Origin of the sequence: Variovorax sp. HW608, from assembly GCF_900090195.1 — a bacterium.
Lineage (GTDB): Bacteria > Pseudomonadota > Gammaproteobacteria > Burkholderiales > Burkholderiaceae_C > Variovorax.
Genome location: NZ_LT607803.1, coordinates 1414926 through 1430500, shown reverse-complemented (window position 1 = coordinate 1430500; position 15575 = coordinate 1414926). Strand labels below are relative to the sequence as shown.

13 protein-coding genes are annotated in these 15575 nt (G+C 65.0%); 6 read left to right on the top strand and 7 right to left on the bottom strand.

Features of this window, described 5'->3' with window-relative positions:
• The first annotated feature begins 123 nt into the window (after positions 1–123).
• Positions 124–1605 carry a short-chain fatty acyl-CoA regulator family protein gene (locus tag VAR608DRAFT_RS06640; protein ID WP_088953338.1) on the top strand — a complete coding sequence of 494 codons (1482 nt, stop codon included), beginning with the start codon at positions 124–126 and terminating at the stop codon, positions 1603–1605.
• A 49-nt stretch (positions 1606–1654) separates the two neighbouring features.
• Here the strand turns inward: VAR608DRAFT_RS06640 and VAR608DRAFT_RS36810 are convergent, their stop codons facing one another.
• The 6 genes from VAR608DRAFT_RS36810 to VAR608DRAFT_RS06615 form a co-directional block, all read right to left on the bottom strand.
• Complete coding sequence (locus tag VAR608DRAFT_RS36810; protein ID WP_157730685.1) at positions 1655–1840, bottom strand: hypothetical protein; 186 nt, start codon at positions 1838–1840, stop codon at positions 1655–1657.
• A gap of 179 nt (positions 1841–2019) precedes the next feature.
• Positions 2020–2643 (bottom strand): nitroreductase family protein, encoded by a 624-nt coding sequence (locus VAR608DRAFT_RS06635; protein ID WP_157730683.1) that lies wholly within the window; start codon positions 2641–2643, stop codon positions 2020–2022.
• A 116-nt stretch (positions 2644–2759) separates the two neighbouring features.
• On the bottom strand, positions 2760–3797 hold the full coding sequence (moaA, locus tag VAR608DRAFT_RS06630) for a GTP 3',8-cyclase MoaA (RefSeq protein WP_088953336.1): 1038 nt from the start codon (positions 3795–3797) through the stop codon (positions 2760–2762).
• Entirely contained in the window at positions 3791–5134 is a 1344-nt protein-coding gene (locus tag VAR608DRAFT_RS06625) for an FAD-dependent oxidoreductase (RefSeq protein WP_088953335.1), read from the bottom strand. Before VAR608DRAFT_RS06625 ends, moaA begins: the two co-directional genes overlap by 7 nt.
• A complete protein-coding gene (locus VAR608DRAFT_RS06620; RefSeq protein WP_088953334.1) occupies positions 5131–5436 on the bottom strand; it encodes a ferredoxin family protein in 306 nt (101 codons plus the stop codon). The genes VAR608DRAFT_RS06625 and VAR608DRAFT_RS06620 overlap by 4 nt, the downstream gene beginning before the upstream one ends.
• Positions 5437–5473: 37 nt before the next feature.
• The gene (locus tag VAR608DRAFT_RS06615; RefSeq protein ID WP_088953333.1) at positions 5474–7600 is read right to left on the bottom strand and encodes a molybdopterin-containing oxidoreductase family protein; all 2127 of its coding nucleotides are present in this window, start codon (positions 7598–7600) and stop codon (positions 5474–5476) included.
• Between the two features lie 169 nt (positions 7601–7769).
• Here VAR608DRAFT_RS06615 and VAR608DRAFT_RS06610 point away from each other — a divergent pair, with 169 nt between their 5' ends.
• The 5 genes from VAR608DRAFT_RS06610 to VAR608DRAFT_RS06590 all read left to right on the top strand — a co-directional run bounded on the left by VAR608DRAFT_RS06610 (position 7770) and on the right by VAR608DRAFT_RS06590 (position 14420).
• Positions 7770–8654 carry an AraC family transcriptional regulator gene (locus VAR608DRAFT_RS06610; protein ID WP_088953332.1) on the top strand — a complete coding sequence of 295 codons (885 nt, stop codon included), beginning with the start codon at positions 7770–7772 and terminating at the stop codon, positions 8652–8654.
• 159 nt (positions 8655–8813) lie between these two features.
• A complete protein-coding gene (locus tag VAR608DRAFT_RS06605) occupies positions 8814–10070 on the top strand; it encodes a helix-turn-helix domain-containing protein (protein WP_088953331.1) in 1257 nt (418 codons plus the stop codon).
• Between the two features lie 180 nt (positions 10071–10250).
• Positions 10251–11759, top strand: coding sequence for an aldehyde dehydrogenase family protein (locus VAR608DRAFT_RS06600; RefSeq protein ID WP_088953330.1), 1509 nt, complete (start codon positions 10251–10253; stop codon positions 11757–11759).
• Between the two features lie 95 nt (positions 11760–11854).
• Positions 11855–12697 (top strand): cupin domain-containing protein, encoded by an 843-nt coding sequence (locus VAR608DRAFT_RS06595; protein WP_088953329.1) that lies wholly within the window; start codon positions 11855–11857, stop codon positions 12695–12697.
• A gap of 25 nt (positions 12698–12722) precedes the next feature.
• Complete coding sequence (locus VAR608DRAFT_RS06590; protein ID WP_088953328.1) at positions 12723–14420, top strand: AMP-binding protein; 1698 nt, start codon at positions 12723–12725, stop codon at positions 14418–14420.
• A gap of 195 nt (positions 14421–14615) precedes the next feature.
• Here the strand turns inward: VAR608DRAFT_RS06590 and VAR608DRAFT_RS06585 are convergent, their stop codons facing one another.
• Complete coding sequence (locus VAR608DRAFT_RS06585; RefSeq protein ID WP_088958650.1) at positions 14616–15557, bottom strand: LysR family transcriptional regulator; 942 nt, start codon at positions 15555–15557, stop codon at positions 14616–14618.
• Positions 15558–15575 lie beyond the last annotated feature (18 nt).

The following is a 15575-nucleotide window of genomic DNA, read 5'->3' as shown; positions in this document are numbered from 1 at the left end:
ACTTTCGATAAGGTGCCAGGTTGTGTTTGCAATCTTCGCAATGGACAATCTCCTTGCCTAGGGCTGAAGTGGCGAATGTTTGCGAAGCCCTAGCCATCAATTTGCAATGTTTGCGAAGTACCGATGCACAAGACCTACATGGGCGTGAGACTGAAGACCCTGCGCGAACAGCGCGGGATCACGCAGGCCGCACTGGCGCAGGCCCTCAAGCTGTCGCCAAGCTACTTGAATCAGCTTGAGAACAACCAGAGGCCCCTCACGGTGCCGGTGTTGCTGCGGCTGCAATCGACGATGGGCGTCGACCTTCAGTTCTTCTCGGAAGACGAGGAGGCGCGGCTCCTCTCCGAACTGCGCGAAGTGGTTGCCGAGGCGGCTGGGCAAGACCTGGTACCGAACTCGGAGGTTCAAGCGTTGGTCGCTCAGCTTCCGGCGATTGCCCAGGTGTTGACGCGGCTTCACAAGCGCTGCAGGAGCGCCGAGGAGCGCTTGGCGCTCCTGGCGGGTGGCTTGGACGGAGATCGCAATCCTTCGTTTTTCGCTGCGCCTCTGCAGCCTTTCGAAGAGGTGCGGGATTATTTCTATGAACGCCACAACCACATGGCAGTACTCGACGAGCGGGCTGAGGAACTGTTCGAGAAACTGCGTCGCGACGAGGCCAGGCGGCGCAAGACAAACCCGGACGACGTGACTGCCGTGGGCGGCGACTTGGTGCCTCTTCTCGAGAGACACCTGGCAGCAGTGCACGGAGTCGCGACCCTGAAGACACGTCGCTTCGGCAACAACGCCGATGTCGTACGCGGATTCAATCCAACGGATCGCACCTTGAGCCTCTCGGCCGACCTCGAGCCCGGGCAAAGGGCCTTTCAACTCGCAACCCAGATCGCACGCCTTGACGCTGAAGACCTGATCGAGTCGTTTGCGAACCATGCGAGCTTTGGCAGCGATGAGGCACGTGCGCTGGCCCGCATTGGCTTTGCGAGCTACTTCGCGGGCGCTCTGTTGTTGCCCTACCGGAGATTTCTGGCAGAGGCCGAGGCCCTCCGGTATGACATCGAACTGCTCAGCCAACACTTCAGCGTCAGCTTCGAGACCGTGTGTCATCGACTCTCGACGATGCAGCGACCCGACGCGAAGGGCATTCCATTCTTCTTCGTGCGGGTTGATCGAGCGGGCAACATCTCGAAGCGCCAATCGGCCACGGACTTCCACTTCTCGCGCACCGGTGGTACCTGTCCGCTGTGGAACGTGTATGAGGCCTTCGCCCAGCCGGGCAAGATCTTGACGCAGCTCGCGAGCATGCCGGATGGCCGTACCTACCTCTGGATCGCGCGGTGCATTTCACGGCGACGCGGGGGGTTTGGTGCACCTGCGCGCACTTTTGCGGTGGCTTTGGGGTGTGACGTACGACACGCTCATCGGCTTGTCTACGCCACAGGGATCGATTTAAGCAATCCGGATGCAGCTACGCCGATCGGTGCTGGCTGCAAGATATGTGATCGCGAGAACTGTGCTCAGAGAGCGTTTCCGGCTGTCGGCCGGGAACTGCAGGTAAACGAAAATCTTCGACAGTTCGCTCCGTACGCGAGCGCCATCCTTCCGCAGTAGTCGTCGTCGTCGCCGCTGTCAGATCCGCAGCCGACAGGCCCTCAAACGGTCAGCGACCTGCCAGTTCTCGGCAGATTCCCCGCCAATGAGGCCGCCGATCGCTGCCGGCCAGCATGCACGCTAAATGCAGAGCGATACGTCCGCCGCGTGTTGTGGCGAGCCTGCCCGATATGTTGATCAGGATTGGATGGTCGATGAGATAGTTCATTGCTGTCATTGAGTTGGCGAATTTCATCGATGTGCCAAGGTTGCTTCGGCACCATTTGCGGCGCGCCTGCACCGCAGCCCGCTCGCGGCATGGGCCGCCATTGGCGTGACGAGAAGGTTCGCTGCATCCGTGAGGAACAACGCGGCGTGCGCTGCATTGGGGAAGTGGCCTGAAACCGACATGGGTCATGTCTGAACCGTCCCGGATCAGCGATCGAACGCGCGGGTGCCGAGGCAACCGTGGGGTGGCACCCAACTCTCAATGCGTACGTCGCCCTCGTCTCCCCGTTTGGCCCTCGGCACCTGCCCCGTTGTCCCCGCAATCACCCAAGTCAGCAGTGTCTCGCCCTCCGCGCAGAACGCTGCCCGGATTGCCGCATCGCGCACTGAAGGCCCACTGACGGCCTTTGCACCAAATCCCACCAGGTGCAGCGCGTTGAGAAAGTTCATCAACGCCGCCCCGCAGCACATCCATTGCTCCTGCACCGGCACGTCGTCGACGCCTTCGCGGAAGCGGCCGATCAGTGCCGCGAGGCCCGGTCCGTTGTAGGCGCGCTGTCGGGCACGCTCGACGTCTGCGGGCGACTGGCCGCGGCGCAGTGCGTCTTGCGCGAAGAGTTCGCTGAGCCGCGCGCGATGCTCATCACCGACGATCACAAACCGGAAGGGCCGCAGGTGGCCGTGGTCGGGGGCGCGAGCGGCGATGCGGGCGGCCTCGGCCCATTGCGCGTCGCTGGGCGCGGGCGACGCGAGCATCCTGGCACCGATCGAGTGGCGCGAGGCGAGCGCGGCAAGCGCTTCGTGCGCGTGTGGTGGTCGGGTCGTGCCCATCGCAACCGTCCAACCGCGTACACCACAGCCTGCTGCATGCGCGAGCTGAGGCTCAGCTTGCGCAGGATGTCTCGCGCATTGGGGCAGGCGCAAGGCAAGCGAGGACGAAGCCATGACTACCCGCCAGTCGCGGACATGTGGCGGACCAGCTTGACCGGCATGACGCGTCCCTGAAGCGAGAAGTCGTGGCCTTCGGGCTTGTGCGCGATGGCGCCGCCGATGGCCTGGTGCAGCCGCGCATCGCTCGCCCCGGTGCGCATCGGTTCCCGGAGATCGACGCCGTCTTCGTGTCCGAGGCAGGTATAGAGCATGCCGGCGGCCGTCACCCGCACGCGATTGCAGTCGCCGCAGAAGTGCTGGGTGAGCGGCGTGATGAAACCGAGCAGGCCACCGGTCTGCTCGACCCTGGCGTAGCGCGCGGGGCCGCCGCTGCGGTCCGCCACGTCAGAGAGGGTCCAGCGCCTGCCGATCTCGCGGCGCAGCGCGTCCAGGCCCAGGAACTGTTCCGTGCGGTCGAAGCCGGTCTCGCCCAGGGGCATGGTTTCGATCAGGGTCAGGGTCATGCCGCGGCCGTGCGCGAACCCGATCAGCTCATGGATCTCCAGGTCGGTGACGCCGCGCAAGGCCACGGCGTTGAGCTTCACGGCCATGCCTGCGTCCTGCGCCGCTGCGATGCCTTCCAGCACCTTGTCCAGCGCGCCGCCGCGCGTGATCTGCGCGAAGCGCTGCGGATCGAGCGTGTCCAGCGAAACGTTCACCCGCCGCACGCCTGCCGCCGCGAGGTCCTGCGCGAAGTGCGCGAGCCGCAGGCCGTTGGTCGTCAAGGTCAACTCGCGCAGGGAGCCATCTTTCAAGCAGCCGGACAGTGACCGGAACAGCTCGATGACACCCTTGCGCACCAGCGGCTCGCCGCCGGTGATGCGCAGCTTCTTCACCCCACGCGCAATGAAGAGGCGTGCGAGGCGGTCGAGCTCCTCGATCGTGAGCAGGTCCGGGCGGGAATGAAACTGCATGTTCTCCGACATGCAGTAGACGCAGCGCAGGTTGCAGCGGTCGGTCACCGACAGGCGCAGGTAGCTGATCTGCCGCTCGAAGCTGTCGACCAGCGGCGCCACCGATACCACCGGTGCAGTTCGGCGCAGGTCCATCAGCATGGAAGCTCCTCGCGCGCCGCCGCATACAGATGCTCGAGCGAGACGAACTTCTCCCTCGGCTTGCCGAGCGCGGCACCGCGCGCCACCTCGGCAGCGTCGATGCGCGCCCAGTCCTGGAAGTCGAGGTACTTCCCGACGTACTGCGCGGGCCTGGCGCCGCGCAGGGGGTGTTCAACCGCCGGCGTGCGATGCGCGAGGGCCGGCAGGTCGGCCAGCACCGCCTCGGCGGTTTCGTAGCTGCAGGCGCGGTTGGTGCCGATGGTGCCCTGGGGCCCGCGCTTGCTCCAGCCGCACACATAGAGGCCGCTCACGAGCCTTCCGCCGTCGATGACGCGGCCGTTGAGATTCGCATGCGTGCCGCGGCCCGCGTCGTAGGGAACACCCGCGATCGAGCACGACCGGCGTCCGATGCTGGAGAACACCAGGCCGCATTCGAGCTCGACGGATTCCGGGCCCGCCGGCAAGCCGTGCGGCCTCCCGAAACGAATACGCTCGATCGACGTGGCGCCTTCGATGCCCTGCGGCTCCAGGTGAAAGCGGAAGACGCAGCGTTTTTCCTTGGCAGCGCGAACGACTGCCAGGCGCTCCAGCATCGCGATGGCCGCCGCCTTCTCCGCATCGGTTCCGGCGGGCACCGCGAAGCTTTCGGCGCGGAGGTCGGCAGCGTCCACCAGCGTGTCGCACGAAGGCAGCTCGCCGATCTCGTGCAGTTCCTTGGGCGAGAAGCGGACATCCGCAGGACCGCGGCGCCCGACGATGTACACCTCGCGCACGCGGCTACGCGCCAGGGCGTCCAGCGCCTGGGCCGCGATGTCGGTACGGCGCAGCGCGTCCACGCCCTTCAGCAGGATACGCGCCACGTCGAGCGAGACATTGCCCTGGCCGACGATCACCGCGCGTTCGCACGACAGGTCGAAGTGGCAGTCCTTCTGGTCCGGGTGGCCGTTGTACCAGCCGACGAAATCGCTGGCCAGGTGGCTGCCGGGCAGGTCTTCGCCGGGGATGCCCATGGGCCGGCCCAGCGGTGCGCCTGTGGCCAGGATGACCGCGTGGTAGCTCGCCAGCAGCGCGTCGACCGAGACGTCCGCGCCGAGGTCGACGCCGCCGACGAAGCGAAAGCCGGGCATCGCCGCGATTCGGTCGAAGACGGCGGTCACCTGCTTGAGCTTGGGGTGGTCGGGCGCGACGCCGTAGCGCACGAGGCCATAGGGCACGGGCAGCCGCTCCAGCAGGTCGACGCGCATGGGCAGCGCCGAGCGCAGCAGGGCCTCGGCGGCGTAGAAGCCGCTGGGCCCCGCGCCTACGACGGCCACCCTGAACGGCGAGGCGTCGCTCATAGGCCCAGCTCCATGCGCCGCGCTTCGGCGGTGGGCAAGGGCGGCAGGCGTTCGGCGATCACCGGCGTCTCGGCCGACCGGAGCCTGTTGATCTCGATCCACGGCGCCTTGTCGGCGGGAAGAAGGAACGAAGCCTGGATGGCGCCCACCGGGCATGCGGTGGCACAGCCTCCGCAGTCGATGCAGTTCTCCGGATCGATGTAGGTCATCCGCTCGTCCATGTGGAAGCAGGTGACGGGGCAGACGGTGACGCATTCGGTGTAGCGGCAGCCGGTACAGAGGTCGGTGACGACGTAGGCCATGTTCGTGAAGGGGAAAAGGTTGGGGAGAGGCGCGGGCTCAGAGGGCGACGACCTGCACCAGCGTGTCGGAAAAGGTGGGCGCGCGGCCCAGGTCCGCGAAGGCCAGGGGCGTGAGCGCGTGCACCGTCGGGCCGGCGCGGTTCGACCGGTGCCAGTAGCCCGAGGGCGCCATCACCAGCCCCGGCGACACGTCGGCCGAGAGCGTGGCCTTGGCCTCGAAGGCGCCGCGGTCGTTGAAGACGCGGATCGGCGTTCCGGCGGCAATGCCGCGGGCGCTCGCGTCATCGGGATGCAGCAGCACCATCTGCTCCTCGCCCGCCTGAGCACGTTGGGCCGGCAGGTTCCCGTAGTTGGAATTGAGGAAGGCATGGCTCTTGGGCGAGATCAGGCTCAAGGGATAGCGCTGCGCCAGCGCGGTCGCAGTGGCCGGGCTTTCGTTGGGTGCGACGTAGTGCGGCAGCGGGTCCACCGGCTCGCCCGCCTGCTGGCCGCCATAGCCCTGCCTGAAGAGTGGCACCACGAAGTTGCCGCCCTCTGCCATGGATGACTTGAATTCGCACTTGCCGGACGGCGTCGGGAAGTTGCCTTCACGGTGCGGCGCCCAGTCGTCAGCCACGGGCATGTTCAGGCGCATGAAGCCCTTGCGCCTCAGTTCCTCCAGGGTGATGCCTTCGAGCACCGGGCTGCTCCAGTCCAGCGATGCTTCGATCATCTCGTCGTCCGAGCGATGGAAGAAAGGATCCTCGATGCCCATCGCCCGCGCCAGGCGGCGGAACAGCTCGGTGTTGGGCACCGCTTCGCCGAGCGGCTCGATGGCCGGGTTGTTGTAGGACAGGTACAGGTGCCCCCACGAGAACATGATGTCCTTCTGCTCCAACTGCGTCGTGGCCGGCAGCAGGATGTCCGCGAAGCGCGCCGTGTCGGTCATGAAATGCTCGCTGCACACGGTGAAGAGGTCTTCGCGCGCGAGGCCCCGTTCGATCCTGTCCTGGTCGCTGACCATGGCCATCGGGTTGGCGTTGTAGACGAACAGCGAGCGGATCGGCGGATCCAGCGACGTCTCGCCCGTGAGCGCCGGGCCCAGGCGCCAGGAGTTGATCACCCGCATCGATTCCGGCTGGAGGTCCGGCCGCATCAGCCCCGGCCAGTTCACCGGAAAGGCCCAGATCGGCAGCTGCAGCAGGCCGCCACCCACGTGCTTCCACGCGCCGATGAGCGCGGGCAGGCAGGCGATCGCCCGCACGGTCTGCCCGCCGCCCGCATGGCGCTCCACCGCGACGCCGATGCGCACCACGGCGGGTGGTGTCGAGGCGTATTCCCGCGTGAGCTTGAGGATGTCCTCCACCGGGATGCCGGTCTGCTCTGCGGCGAATTCCGGCGTGTACGCCTTCACCCGCTCGGCCAGCTCGTCGAAGCCCAGCGTGTGCCGGTCGATGTAGTCGCGGTCAATGAGGCCGTCCCGGATGAGGATGTGTGCCATCGCCAGGGCCAGCGCGCCGTCGGTGCCCGGCCGGATGGGGATGTGCCAGTCCGCCAGCCGCGCTGTGCGCGTGCGCACCGGGTCGATCACCACCAGCTTGGCGCCGTTCTTGCGCGCCTGCTCGATGAAGGGCCAGTGGTGCGAGTTGGTGCTCAGCGTGTTGCAGGCCCACAGCACGATGTACCTGGAGTGCACGAAGCTCTCGGGGTCCGCGCCCGGCGTGTGGCCGATGGTCATCATGTAGGCGGTGCACGAGGCCGAGTCGCAGAAGGTGCGCTCGCACACCGTGGCGCCCAGCTTGTTGAACAGCGGGTCGCCTACATTCAGGCCGTTGAGGATGCCCTGCGTTCCGAGGTAGCTGTAGGGCAGGATGGACTGCGGACCCTCCGTGGCAATGAGCGCCTTCCAGCGGCTGGCGATTTCGGCCAGCGCCTCGTCCCACGAGATGCGCTCGAACTGCCCGCTGCCCTTGGGCCCGCTGCGGCGCATCGGGAAGAGCAGCCGCTGGTCGCTGTAGGTCCGGTCCTGGTAGTTGTTGACCTTCACGCACAGCCGGCCGCGGGTGAAGGGGTGATCAGGATTGCCGCGCACCGCCACCGCCTTGCCGTCCTCGACGGTGGTCAGGATCGAGCAGGTATCGGGGCAATCGTGCGGGCAGGCGCCCACGACAACGTGTCGGGCCATAGGGGGTCCTTTCTCTCCAGTGCTTCACGTGGTGAGGCAAGTCTGGCGAGACCGGAGGCCAAAGCCCTTCTCCCAAAGCGACATTTACTTTTCCTGCCGTGCGGATGATGATTCGGCACGCTTCGTGCACCACGCCATCTGCAATCAATCCCATAGCCGGTCAAGCACCATGTTCGGGCATTCGTTGGACAAGTACGTCAACAGCACGATGCGCCAGACCTCCAGCGCGCTGGGCTGGTCGGCCATCCTGGCCGAGCGTTGGAGCCACGCGGCCGGGGAACTGCCCCGGCTGGTGCCGCGTGAAACCGAGGTCGCCATTCAACTGAGCGGGAAGACGCTGGTCGACCGCGCAGGCGGGGGCCGGCGAGAGCACACGCATGGCCATCGGGGAACCATCTGGCTGTGCCCCGCGGGCATCGAGGAGGAGTACATCAACGTGGTCGAGCCCATGGCCGACTGCCTGCACTTGTTCCTGCCCGGCCAACCGTTCTCCGAGACCGTCCAGCGCGAGTTCGACATCGATCCGGCCCGGGCCGGCCTGCGTTATCAGGCGATCGATCACGACCCCTTCGTGAGCATGATCGCGGACCAGATCGTGGGCGAGCTGTCCAACGAGACGGGGGTCGGGCGGCTGTTCGTCGAAAGCCTCTCGGTGGCGCTCAGCGCCCACCTCCTCAAGAACTATTCGGAACTGGGACTGGCCCGGCCGCTGGCCGACAAGATGCCCAAGCCGCTGGACAGCCGGCGCCTGTCACGCGTGGTCGACTTCATCGATGGCCATCTCGACCAGGACTTCACAGTGCTTGAGCTCGCGGGCATCGCCTGCATGAGCGTGGGCCACTTCACTCGCAGCTTCAGGGCTGCGACAGGTCGAGCGCCGCATGCCTTCGTGGCTGAGCGGCGGCTCATGCTGGCCAAGCGTCGTCTGCGCGACGAATGTTGCTCGATCGAGGAGATCGCGTTTTCGGCCGGCTTCTCCTCGCTGGCCAACTTCTCCAAGGCGTTCCGCCATTCGACCGGTTTGTCGCCCAGCCAGTTCAGGGCCCGTTCCTGAACCATCGCTCGCGGCTTTCGTCCGCATATCGCGGAATAGAGCGAATTGACATTGCGCCGGCGTGGCCATACAAGCGTGATCCTGCGCACGTAGGCGTAACGCGCGCTTGTCTGCCGGTCGCCGGCGAAGGACAAGGCGCATCGTCCCTGGATTCCCCGCATGGCCCAGTCCCAGCTCTTCTTTGGCACACCCGAGCAGCGCGCTGCGCTGGCCCGCGAGCGCTTCTTTGAATCAGGCGAGCGGCCGTCCGGCCTCGTCAGCGAGGCGGTCATCCAGTCCTGGTATCGCTGCGTGACGTCGGGTCGCAGCGCACGCGAGCCTCTGGTGCTTGACGCGGTCAGCAAGCTGAACATTGCAGCCGCGCTGCGCACCAGCCAGCAACTGCGGGAAGCCTCCGCGCCAGGCTTGAGCCGGCTCGAAACGGTACTGGCTGACACGCCCTGCCAGATCATCCTGACCAACCGCGACGGGATCGTGGTGTATGCGAGCCGCTGTCGGGACACGCACGAAGAGTTGCTGATGAAGGGGATCGCGCGGGTCGGTGTCGATCTTTCCGAACCCGCGCTCGGCACCACCGCACCTGGCATCGTGATGAAGACCGGGCAGGCCTGTGCCGTGCGCTGGGGAGAGCACTTCAACGAGGAGATCACCAACGTGCGGTGCACCGCGGCGCCGATTCACGACCTGGATGCCCAATTGGCCGGTGTACTGAATATTTCGGTCGAAGGGCGTTCGTTCGGCTTCGATGCCGCGACCCTGATCAGCACCTACGCAGGGATGATCGAATACCACCTCGTCGCGCGGCAGTCGCGCGGCATGTTGTTGTTGGCGTTCCAGGTCGAGCCCGGTTTGCTATCTCCGCCGCAGGCGGGATTGATGGTGGTCGACGAGAAGGGTCATCTAAAGTGGCTCAACGAAGTCGCCAGGCGCTTGACGGATGGCGCGATCGGGCAAGCGGTCGAGAGCGTACTCGGCTGGCCGATGCATACGCTGTGTGCGCTTCGCGAAGATCAACCGAAGCATCTGTGTCTGCCGAATGGACTGCGGGTTTGGGCGCTGGCGCATTGGCACCCGGACGATCGTACCGGTACCGGGCGAGCCGTTGCCGATACCGTCGGTGGCAGGACTGCCAGCCTCCCGGGCGACCGGACCGGCGGCTCGGTGAGCCATTCAACTTGCAAGTCGTCCGCAGATTTCGTCGCGACGTCCGCATTGCCGGATGATCCAGCGGCATCGCAGTCAGAACAGGCCGAGGCAGAAGATGCAGCGAACGCGGCACCGTCCACCCTGCGCGCGAGCCGGGACGAAAGGATCGCGCGTGCGCTTGCAGAAAGCGGCGGAAACGTGGCGCGTGCGGCACGCCTGCTCGGCGTCTCGCGCGGCCTGATCTATCGCCACCGCAAGGCGGCGGACTGAGCACGATCTTTCTGCGCAGTTCGCGCCGCGCCCGGAAAGTGTTCCGCGCTGGAACACTTTCCCGTCAGGGATTGTCCTGATCCAGTCGTGCGCCCAACGTCTCCCTACAGTGCCTCCAGGCCGTCGGAACACGGCCATTCCGACACGCATATCGCGTTCGGAAAATCATCTGGAGGCGGCATGGATCTTTCCGATATCCAACATTTCATATCCGAGCGCACGGCGGGCTTTCTCAAGCGCGGAACGCACCAACTGCTGATTGATGGCGAGTGGGTGTCTGCCGCGAACGGCGCGACCTTCGAGACGCGCAATCCGGCCACCGAGAAAGTCATCGCCAAGGTTGCGGCGGCCGGGGCGGAAGACATCGACCGCGCGGTGCGCGCCGCGCGCAAGGCCTTCGAAGAAGGCCCCTGGTCCGGCATGCGCCCGGTCGAACGTGAGCGGCTGATTTTGCGGCTCGCGGATCTTGTCGAGGAGCACGCGCAGGCGCTGGCCGAGATCGAGTCGATCGACAACGGCAAGGCTGTCGCGATCGCGCGCGCAGTGGACCTGGCGATGACCGTGGATTTCCTGCGCTACATGGCCGGCTGGGCCACCAAGATCGAAGGCTCGACGCAAGAGCACTCGGTGCCCTATGCGCTGAAGGCCGAGTTCGTGACCTATACGCGGCGCGAAGCAGTCGGCGTGGTCGGTGCCATCGTGCCTTGGAATTTCCCGTTGATGGTGGCAGTCTGGAAGCTCGGTCCCGCGCTTGCCGCCGGCTGTACCGTTGTGCTCAAGCCGGCAGAACAGACGCCGTTGAGCGCGCTGTACCTCGGCGAGTTGATCCGAGAGGCTGGTTTCCCGCCGGGCGTTGTCAACATCGTGACCGGCGACGGGCTGGGCGCGGGCGCACCGCTGGCACGCCATCCGGGCGTGAACAAGATCAGCTTCACGGGCTCCACCGAAGTCGGCAAGCTGATCGGTCATGCCTCCGTTGACAACATGACTCGCTTCACGCTCGAACTTGGCGGCAAGTCGCCGGTGATCGTTCTCGATGATTGCGACCCGGAAGCCGCAGCAGCCGGCGCGGCCAACGCGATCTTCTTCAACCACGGCCAGGTCTGCTGCGCGGGCTCGCGGCTGTACGTGCACAAGAAGATGTACGAGCGCGTGGTTGGCGAGATCGGCAAGATCGCCGATCGGATGACACTTGGCAGTGGCTTCGATGCGTCCGCACAGATGGGGCCGCTGGTCTCACAGGAGCAGCTCGACCGGGTTTGCAGTTACATCGAGGCGGGACGCGCCTCGGGTGCGGAGATCGTCGCGGGCGGGGAGCGGCAGCCGGGCGCGGGCTACTTCGTGCGTCCGACGGTGCTCGCGAATGTGAGCCAAAACGCACGAGTGGTGCAGGAGGAAATTTTCGGTCCGGTGCTGACGGCGCTGCCGTACGACTCGATCGAGGAAGTTGCCGCCTGGGCGAACGATTCACCCTATGGGCTCGGTGCGAGCATCTGGTCGAACAATCTTTCGAAGGTGCATCGCCTGATTCCGAAGATCAAGGCCGGCACGGTCTGGGTCAACTGCCACAGCGCGCTCGATCCTTCTATGCCCTTCGGGGGCTACAAGCAGTCCGGCATCGGCCGCGACTTGGGACGGAACGCGCTCGATGCGTATCTGGAAACCAAGTCGGTTTTCATCGCCGTCTAGCCAGCCGTTTCGCGCGGTTCGTTTCGACTCGTTCTTCATCGTCTCTGCCGCGAGGGGCTTTCACCAAGAGACGATTCAACACAGGAGCAGCAAGCATGACCAGCATCGTCAAGGACACCGTGCATGGCGGTACACAGAACCCGCAGCCGGAGCAATGGCATCCGTTTGAATGGGAGGAGCCACGCTTGGGCAAGCAGGTTCACGGAGAGATTGCGGTGATCCGTTCCGGCGGCACGTCCGGCTCTTTGCAGGCAGGCCTCTGGCGCACCGGGTCGAACTCGCGCGGCGCGGCCGCGAGTGGCGCGCATCGCCTGACCTATTCGTCGCCGCTTGGCGACGAAACAGCGGTGGTGCTCGAAGGCTCGGCCGTCATTACCGTCAAGGCCACTGGCAAGCAGTACCTCGTCGAGCCCGGCTCCGTCATCAGTCACCCGAAGGGCCTCGAAGTGGAATGGGACATCCGCGCGCCATACTTCAAGAAGTATTGGGTGATCTGGAACGGGTCGCAGGCCACGCGGAGTCCGCCGCAGGACTTCCAGGTCACGAACGTCAGCGACAACCCATCCGATTGGCAGGAGTATCACTTCACCGAGCCCAAGGAAGGCGCGCAGGTGGCCGGTGAACTGTTCTTCATCCGGACGGGTGGGTCGACGGGCACCTTTCTGAGCGGCATCTGGCGTTCAGGCAAGGGCATTGCCGGCACCAACGTCGATGCCAAGGGCACGTTGGTGACGCCCTATACGGGAACGCTCGGTGACGAAACGATCCTGCTGCTCGAAGGAGAGGTCGAAGTCGTCGAGACCGCGAGCGGGAAGAAGCAGAACTTCCGCGCAGGCGACATCATCGGGCTGTCGTCGGGGCAGCACATCACCTGGACCTCGAAGGGGCCGTTCACCAAGAAGCTTTGGGTGATCACCAAGGACGAACTGCCGTCCTGATTGGCAACAACCAGGAGACAAGGTCATGTCGAACCATATCAACAGCGACACCTTCGCAACCTTTGTCGCTGCGCGCGACTTCCTGCAGGCGCATCGCATCGACTACGAGGCGGCGTGCAAAGGGTTTGTCTGGCCGCGGCTGGAAACCTTCAACTGGGCGCTCGACTACTTTGACTACATCGCCGCTGGCAACGGGTCGCCGGCCCTGTGGATCGTCGAGGAGGACGGCCGCGAGGAGATCTGCTCTTTCTCCCAGATGAGCACACGTTCTTCCAGCGCCGCCAACTGGCTGCGGGCGCAAGGCGTGCGTCGCGGCGACCGCCTGTTGCTGATGATGGGAAACGAGCGCTGCCTGTGGGAGGCGATGCTGGCGGCGATGAAAGTCGGCGCGGTCGTGATTCCCGCGACCACGCTGTTGTCACACGAAGACCTGTTGGATCGCTTCGAGCGTGGCCAGGTGCGGCATGTCATCGCGTCGGCCGAATACACGGCCAAGTTCGATGACATTCCCGGTGGGTACACGCGCATCGCCGCCGCCGGAGCAGCCGATGGCTGGCTGCGCTTCGAAGATGCCTACGCCGCACCGACGCATTTCACGCCCGAGCAGCCGACTCGCGTCACGGATCCGCTGCTGCTGTACTTCACCTCGGGCACCACATCCAAGCCCAAGCTGGTGTTGCACAGCCATCAGAGCTACCCGATCGGCCACCTGTCCACCATGTACTGGCTGGGGCTCATGCCGGGCGACGTGCACCTGAACATCTCTTCGCCCGGATGGGCCAAGCATGCCTGGAGCTGCTTCTTCGCGCCGTGGAACGCGCAGGCCTGCGTCATGGTCTACAACTACCAGCGCTTTCAGGCGCGCGCCTTGCTGGACATTCTGCAAGCCCGGCCCGTCGCCACGCTGTGCGCGCCGCCGACTGTCTACCGGCTGCTGATGCAGGAGGATCTTTCGCGCACCCAGGTTCATCTGCGAGAGCTGATCGGCGCGGGCGAGCCGATGAACCCTGAGGTGATTGCGCGATTCCAGGAGGCTTGGGGCATCACCTTGCGCGACGGATTTGGCCAGACCGAAACCACCTGCCAAATCGGCAACACGCCTGGCCAGCCGCTCAGGCCGGGTAGCATGGGGCGGCCCTTGCCTGGCTACCGGGTGAACCTGCTCGATGTCGATGACCAGTCTGCGGCGGAAGGCGAGATCAGCCTGGACCTCGCCTCGGGGCCCATGGGCCTGATGGTCGGCTACGCCGATGATGCTGAACGCACCGCCGACGTGATGCGTAATGGTCACTACCATACCGGCGATCTCGCCAGCCGGGACGCGGACGGCTACATCACTTACGTTGGTCGCGCCGACGACGTCTTCAAGGCATCGGACTACCGCATCAGCCCCTTTGAGTTGGAGTCGGTGCTGATCGAGCATCCTGCCGTGGCCGAGGGGGCCGTGATCCCCAGCTTCGACCCAGTGCGCCTGGCCGTGCCCAAGGCCATCGTGACGTTGACTGCTGGGCGGGCGCCCACGGCCGATCTGGCCCAGGACATCCTGCGCTTTTGTAGCGAGCGCCTCGGGCCGTACAAGCGAATCCGCAAGATCGAGTTCGCCGACTTGCCCAAGACCATCTCGGGCAAGACCCGTCGCGCTGAACTACGGAAGCGCGAGGCCGGTCTGGATGCGTCGCCAGACGGACGCTGTCTTGAATATCCAGAGCAGTCAACGGCCTGAGCCATCCGAAGAATGCGCCACTCGGACTGACCACACATGTTGGGGCAATCAGGAAGGCTGAGGCCAAGCCATTGACTATTTCGCTGATCCTCTTCGGCTGGCTGGTCGTAGGAGGCGCATGCTCAACCAGGTTGTACTGATGTGGGCTGCCTGAAGGTCTATGGGCGGCGTCCGCGCTCAGGCTTCATCGAACGTTCAGTGACTCGGAGCGATTCCAGAGGAAAGCGCCTCCCTCAAGAAGACCGTGAACGCAGTCACAGTTCTCGGTACATGAGTTGTGTAGGGCCGAACCAGGTAGAGACGGTCGGCAAACCCGCCTACGATTCGCCATTGAGGCAGCACTGGTACCAAGGCGCCTGCCTGCAACTCTGACCTTGCGCTGAAGTCAGGGAGCAGGGCGATTCCTAGGTCACCGAGCGCGGCCTGCCTGAGCACCTCGCTGTTATTTGCCGCGAAGTTGCCACGTACGGCAACGATGAACTCCTCCGTCACCGCGCCTTCGCGTTCAAACGTCCAGCTCACTGATTCCGAGCGCCGGAAGTAGTGCAGACAACTATGCCGGCGAAGGTCAGACGGGTGCTCTGGTGTCCCATGCTTGCCCAGGTATTCGGGCGTCGCCACAAGGACGGAGCGGGTCTCACACAGGATCGAGGCAACGTGCGTCTCTGGCACTTCCGACACGTGTCGAATCGCGACATCAAACCCCTCGTTTGCAAGCGATGCGAGCCGGTCGCTCAATTCCATTTGAATCTGCACCTCGGGGTGGCGCGCCAGAAACTTCGGAATGAGGGGAGCAATGATTTGTCGCCCGAAGGCGACCGGCGCGGTCAAGCTGAGAACGCCTCGCGGGTGTTCGGAGAGATCCTTCACCCCAGTGAATATCTGTTCAATTCTTCCGAAGGCGTCTGCGGTGCCGTCCACCAACCGTTGGCCCGCCTCCGTGAGACGGACGCTTCGCGTTGTACGTCGAACCAGCGGAATCCCAGCGGCCGCTTCGAGTTCAGCTATTCGCTGGCTGACCGATGCTTTGCTGATGTGCAGGCGACTTGCGGCCGCGGTGAAGGTCCCACTTCTTGCGAGGATCGCCAGGCAGTGGATGTGGGACCACAGATCGTCCAGTCGTCTTGCTTTGGTCAAGATAGCCTCACTGTTCGA

What these genes read in the sequence shown, in the direction of transcription:
- VAR608DRAFT_RS06640 (WP_088953338.1), top strand. Translation starts at nt 124, where the DNA reads ATGCACAAGACCTACATGGGCGTGAGACTGAAGACCCTGCGCGAACAG.
- VAR608DRAFT_RS36810 (WP_157730685.1), bottom strand. Translation starts at nt 1,840, where the DNA reads ATGAAATTCGCCAACTCAATGACAGCAATGAACTATCTCATCGACCAT.
- VAR608DRAFT_RS06635 (WP_157730683.1), bottom strand. Translation starts at nt 2,643, where the DNA reads ATGGGCACGACCCGACCACCACACGCGCACGAAGCGCTTGCCGCGCTC.
- moaA (WP_088953336.1), bottom strand. Translation starts at nt 3,797, where the DNA reads ATGCTGATGGACCTGCGCCGAACTGCACCGGTGGTATCGGTGGCGCCG.
- VAR608DRAFT_RS06625 (WP_088953335.1), bottom strand. Translation starts at nt 5,134, where the DNA reads ATGAGCGACGCCTCGCCGTTCAGGGTGGCCGTCGTAGGCGCGGGGCCC.
- VAR608DRAFT_RS06620 (WP_088953334.1), bottom strand. Translation starts at nt 5,436, where the DNA reads ATGGCCTACGTCGTCACCGACCTCTGTACCGGCTGCCGCTACACCGAA.
- VAR608DRAFT_RS06615 (WP_088953333.1), bottom strand. Translation starts at nt 7,600, where the DNA reads ATGGCCCGACACGTTGTCGTGGGCGCCTGCCCGCACGATTGCCCCGAT.
- VAR608DRAFT_RS06610 (WP_088953332.1), top strand. Translation starts at nt 7,770, where the DNA reads ATGTTCGGGCATTCGTTGGACAAGTACGTCAACAGCACGATGCGCCAG.
- VAR608DRAFT_RS06605 (WP_088953331.1), top strand. Translation starts at nt 8,814, where the DNA reads ATGGCCCAGTCCCAGCTCTTCTTTGGCACACCCGAGCAGCGCGCTGCG.
- VAR608DRAFT_RS06600 (WP_088953330.1), top strand. Translation starts at nt 10,251, where the DNA reads ATGGATCTTTCCGATATCCAACATTTCATATCCGAGCGCACGGCGGGC.
- VAR608DRAFT_RS06595 (WP_088953329.1), top strand. Translation starts at nt 11,855, where the DNA reads ATGACCAGCATCGTCAAGGACACCGTGCATGGCGGTACACAGAACCCG.
- VAR608DRAFT_RS06590 (WP_088953328.1), top strand. Translation starts at nt 12,723, where the DNA reads ATGTCGAACCATATCAACAGCGACACCTTCGCAACCTTTGTCGCTGCG.